The following is a 5,420-nucleotide window of genomic DNA, read 5'->3' on the forward strand; positions in this document are numbered from 1 at the left end:
TAATTTTTTCATTATTGTTATTTGTTATATTATTTTTATTAAATCATTATTAATTCTTTCAAAATTATATTATCGTTTTCTGTAAGTATTTCTTTTGTAATTTGTATACTATCTTTATATTGATCATCTATTTCTTTATTTTTTACATTTAATTTATAATTATATAATGAATATTCATTTTTATTTTCATTTAAAACATTGGAATAAAACTCTATTTCAAATTTAGCCTCTTCATTTTCACCATAAATTATATTAGGTTTGTATATATAATGCAGATAAATATTGTTAAAATTAGATAAACATACACCTAATATAGCCTCAAATATATTAGTTTTACCAGAACCATTATGTCCGTAAAATAGGCATAATTTTGAAATATAATCATTATTTATCTTTAGTACAAAAGGATTATTATTTAATATTTCTTCATCAGCAGTATTTTTTGGTTTTATTCTAAAATCCAACTCTACTTTATCATAAATAGATTTATAATTTTCTGCTGAAAATTTCACTAACATTCTTTATATAACCTCTATTTTTTAATTTACTTAAATAAAAATTAATTTTCAGTATACATTTTTTTGAAACTTTGTAAATACTAATTATTATTATTTCAAACAATTAGTTCTATGGAATATAATAAAAAATAAACATTTTAAAAATCAAAAACTAAAGGATCAGCACCTATTCTCTCCCCATTTTCTAAAGAATTAATCCTTTCTATGTCATTTTTATCTAAAGTAAAGTCAAATACATCAATATTTTCTTCTATCCTATTTTTATTTACAGATTTAGGTATAACAGAAATACCGCTTTCTATATTCCATCTTAATATTATTTGAGCAGGTGTCTTATTATATTTTTTAGCTATATCAATAATAACTTCATTATCAAAAAGTTTTCCTCTTCCTAAAGGAGACCAAGCCTCTACAGCCATATTATGTTTTTTGCAAAAATCAACTAATTCGTTTCTAGGCAAATTAGGGTGTCTTTCTATTTGATTAACTGTAGGAGCTATATTGCAATGAGCAAATATATCTTTTAAATGCTTTATCTCAAAATTACTCAAGCCTATTGATTTTGCCTTCTTGCTTTGACATATATTTTCTAAAGCCCTGTAAGTATCCAAATATCTATCTTTATTCTGACCAGGCCAATGAATAAGAAGTAAATCTACATAGTCCATATTAAGTTTTTCTAAACTCTCTTCAAATGATTTTCTTGTAGAATTATATCCTTGTTTGGTGTTCCATATTTTTGTTGTTATAAATACTTCTTCTCTTTTTATTCCAGTCTTTCTTATAGCCTCTCCAAGTTCCTTTTCGTTATTGTAAAATTGTGCAGTATCAAATTTTCTATATCCTGCTTCTATTGCAAATCTTACAGCATTTTCTAATTCTTTTTTATCAGTTATTTTATACACTCCAAGTCCTAATATGGGCATTTCTATAGAGTTATTTAATTTTATATTAATCATAATTATTTCCTATTTGTTAGTTTTATTAATTTATAATACTTATTTACAATATAAAAGTAGTATATAATATTTATTAAATTATCAATATAAAAAAATAAGTCTGTTATAAGATATAATTATATGCTATAATAGATATTATTACAGCAAATTTTTTATAAGATGTTAATTGTTAAAAAATATCTTATGGTTTTTATGATTTTCCGATAATATTAAACAATTAACATAATAATATATTTGGGGGATTCAATTGGCTAGTAATAACGGTTACGAAAAATATAAAAAGGTTGATGTAAGCACAGCTTCTCAAAACAGATTAATTATTATGCTTTATGACGGTGCTATAAAGTTTTTAGAAACTGCATGTGCAGCTATGGATAAAAAACATGGCACTGAAGAAGCCCATAATAATATATTAAAAGCTCAGGAAATCATTTATGAACTTTTGTCTTCTCTAAATTATGAAGCAGGAGACATAGCTAACAGACTTGCTTCTATATATACTTATATGAATCAAAAACTCACAGAAGGCAATATATCAAAAACTAAGCCTCCTTTGCTTGAAGTAATAAGGTATCTTAAAGAACTTAAAATGGCTTGGGAAGGTGTTGAAGAACAGATTGCTAAAGGAAATGCCGAAAACAAAGCTCAATCTTCAGGCAGTAAAAAAGATGAAGGTGAAAGTAAATTAAATATAACAGGTTGAAATAACAATGAAAAAAATATATGCATTAATATCAGCAATTATAATTATTTCTATGGTTTTTATTTCTTGTAAAGATAAAGATTATGAAAGTATAGAACAATACGAAGCTAGAATGAACAGTCTCGAGTTTTTAAAATATTATAATATACAAGATGTTATGGCACCTCGTATAGTAACTGACGGCGTATTATTTACTTTTGCTGAAAATTATGATTCTGTAGAAGTGTCTGGTGATTTTAACAATTGGGAAGACAGTATACCTCTCATTAAAAGCTCATATGGAGTTTACTATTATCTTTGTCAGACTCCTTTAAAAGCTGGCAAATATTCATACCGTTACAGGGTTAATGGTGTATGGATTAATGATCCTGTCAATCCATATACAGAATATGATAATAATAATCAGTCTGTAAGTTATTTTGTTTTAACTAATGATATAGGTTTTTACGAAAAAAATCCTATTTATAATTCTGACGGAACAGTTACTTTCTTCTACAGTAATAATACAGCTAAAGAAGTTATGTTTACTTCAGATAAATTAGGTTTTGACAGTTTAAGATATCCTATGACATATTCTAATAATCTATGGGTTATAACATTAAGACCAGAATCAGGAAACTATTATTACAATTTCGTAGTTGATAGAATATGGGAAGTTGACCCACTTAATATGAATGTTTATAAAGGAAGTGACGGAAGACTTCATTCATATATCTTGATAAATTATAATCAAACCAATGCTATAAAATATTAATTTAATAAAATTTTTATTATAAAAAAGAGGTACTTTTTATTTGAGTATCTCTTTTTTATTGTATTTTGAAAAAACATAAAAACTTATTTATAATATAATAGACTCATTTAAAAACTATTAATAAATAATTTTTATAAGTTTATCATTTTATACCAAATTATATGATATTAATTATTACATAAATAAATATACTACATGTTGTGTAACTTATTATCTTGTATATAAATATGCAGTTCTGAAGAAGCTGAGTGTACACAATCTTTATTCTAACTGAAGACATATTTTTCGTATGCATCATCATCTAGTATGTAACTTAAATATGATACTCAGAAATAAATAAAAACAAGCAGTAAAATGCATAGTCCCAACTGCTTTGCAAATCAAAAATCATAATATACCAGAAAAAGTATAAATATATATTAATTCTTTATTTTTCTATTTTAAAGAAACTAATAAGCTCTTGCAAATGTTTAGCATCATTATACAAAGACATAGAAGAAGCGGTTGACTCTTCCACCAAAGCAGCATTTTCCTGTGTTAAATTATCCATCTCTTCAACTGCCCTATTTACCTGAGATACACCTTCTTTTTGTTCCACAGCAGCTTCTGTTATACTTTTTATAGTATCGGCTGTTTCTTCTATTTGTTCTTTTATTCCTACAAATAGCTGTTCTTGACTTCCCACTATATTATTAGCTTTATTTATTTTTTCATATACTTTATTAATTAACTCAGTAATATCTTTTGCAGAATTCTGACTGTTTTGTGCTAAACTTCTAACTTCGCTTGCTACAACCGCAAAACCTTTACCCTGATCTCCAGCACGTGCCGCTTCAACTGCTGCATTAAGAGCCAATATATTAGTTTGAAAAGCTATACCTTCTATAACTCTTATGATATCTTTAATCTTTTCACTGTCTTCATTAACCTCGCTTATACTTTTTACTGTATCTTCTACTACAGACGCTGCATTTTCTATAGCTATTTTACAATCATTCATCATCTCATTACCTTTTACTGAATTATTAATAGATACAGTAATTGCAGCTGCTATTTCCTCCATAAACGAACCAGTTTCCTCAAGATTTCCAGCTGTACTTTCTGCTTTTTCTGCCAAATCCTTATTACCAGTAGCCAAACTATTAGCAGCCTGTGCCATTTTAGCAGCTTCTTCTAAAGAATTCTCTATTATTTCTATAAGTTTATATTTCATATTGTGAAAAGAAAGAGATAACTCCCCTATTTCATCTTTTCTATTTACTTTTCTCCTATGCATAACAAGTCTTCCATTTTCTATTTCTTTAGCTTCTTCTACAACAATACTAAGAGGTTTTGTAATACTTTTAGCAAAGAAGAACATAATAATAATTAAAATAACTATAGAGATAACAGCAACTAATAATGTAATTGCTATAGTTGTTCTTATCTGCTCAAATATCTCATCTTCATTCATAGCATATGTTACCATCCAAGGCTGAAAATCCATTTTTCTGTAATATCCCATTCTAATTATGTCACCGCTTCTGTAACTGTAAGGACCTTCTTTTAATGAATTATTAAATATATTTCTGTATTCTGCTGGTGCTTCTTTATTTATATTGGCAGTATCCATATCCATAGTAACTATTAAATCTTCATTTACTGATACTATTCTTCCTGTTCTTCCTAGTTCAACTTTAGAGAAATAACGGTCATGTATAACATTGCCTTTAATAGTACTTACTAAATATCCCAAAGTATTATTAGTAAAATCTGTTACTTTTACACCTACAGCCAAAGTTATTTCACCAGTTACTGGAGATTCTCTTGTGCTTCCCAAAGCAGAGGCCTCTCCTGAAGATAGTTTTTTCCATAAATCAGGTCTAATTTCAGACATATTTCTATTTCTTAGTACATCTGATTTTGTTAATATAACATTGCCGTTTATATCTGTAAGATAAATATTTTCTACGTACGGATTTTTTTCCATAAATACTTCAATATCTCTTTCACTATATGCTCTATAAGTATCATCTCTAAAAATCATAAAATTCCTAATATTAGCATCACTAGCATAAGAATCGGCAAGCATTATTTGTGATTCTGTCATAGAGTCAAGCAAATAAGCATACCCTTCTACTGTATTTCTAAATCCTACATTAATGGCTTCTCTTATACCCTTGCTTGAAAAAAATAGAGAAACACTTAATAAAACTATTATTATTATAACGCTTATAAGACTGATAGATAATGGTAATTTAAATGCTAAACTATTAACTTTTTTCATAAAATAACTCCAAAACTATTATTGATGATTACAAAATAACTATAGTAAAAATTATTGTGATTGTCAATTGCATTTAGTAATAATATGATTTTACGATAAAAAAATATAACATACTATACAAATATATATAATCTAGCATATATACCTCATTAGTCATAATAAGAATAATTAATAACATTAAAATACAATTATTTTTTAAATTTAAAAATTATTTATTTTT

General features: G+C 26.3%; 5 protein-coding genes. 2 read left to right on the forward strand and 3 right to left on the reverse strand.

Going from position 1 to position 5,420, the window contains the following annotated elements:
- Positions 1-38 precede the first annotated feature (38 nt).
- Together KQ44_RS07235 and KQ44_RS07240 are read right to left on the reverse strand one after the other, a co-directional pair.
- Positions 39-518 (reverse strand): hypothetical protein, encoded by a 480-nt coding sequence (locus tag KQ44_RS07235; protein ID WP_240516533.1) that lies wholly within the window; start codon positions 516-518, stop codon positions 39-41.
- 137 nt (positions 519-655) lie between these two features.
- Entirely contained in the window at positions 656-1,477 is an 822-nt protein-coding gene (locus KQ44_RS07240) for an aldo/keto reductase (RefSeq protein WP_096736848.1), read from the reverse strand.
- A 247-nt stretch (positions 1,478-1,724) separates the two neighbouring features.
- On the opposite strand from KQ44_RS07240, the gene fliS reads away from it, so the two are divergent.
- Complete coding sequence (gene fliS / locus KQ44_RS07245; protein WP_096736849.1) at positions 1,725-2,180, forward strand: flagellar export chaperone FliS; 456 nt, start codon at positions 1,725-1,727, stop codon at positions 2,178-2,180.
- 7 nt (positions 2,181-2,187) lie between these two features.
- Positions 2,188-2,934 carry a protein kinase gene (locus KQ44_RS07250; protein ID WP_096736850.1) on the forward strand — a complete coding sequence of 249 codons (747 nt, stop codon included), beginning with the start codon at positions 2,188-2,190 and terminating at the stop codon, positions 2,932-2,934.
- Between the two features lie 427 nt (positions 2,935-3,361).
- Here the strand turns inward: KQ44_RS07250 and KQ44_RS07255 are convergent, their stop codons facing one another.
- The gene (locus KQ44_RS07255; protein WP_096736851.1) at positions 3,362-5,200 is read right to left on the reverse strand and encodes a methyl-accepting chemotaxis protein; all 1,839 of its coding nucleotides are present in this window, start codon (positions 5,198-5,200) and stop codon (positions 3,362-3,364) included.
- Between the last annotated feature and the right edge of the window lie 220 nt (positions 5,201-5,420).

The sequence above is a fragment of the Brachyspira sp. G79 genome, from assembly GCF_002379365.1.
Classification (GTDB): Bacteria; Spirochaetota; Brachyspiria; order Brachyspirales; family Brachyspiraceae; genus Brachyspira.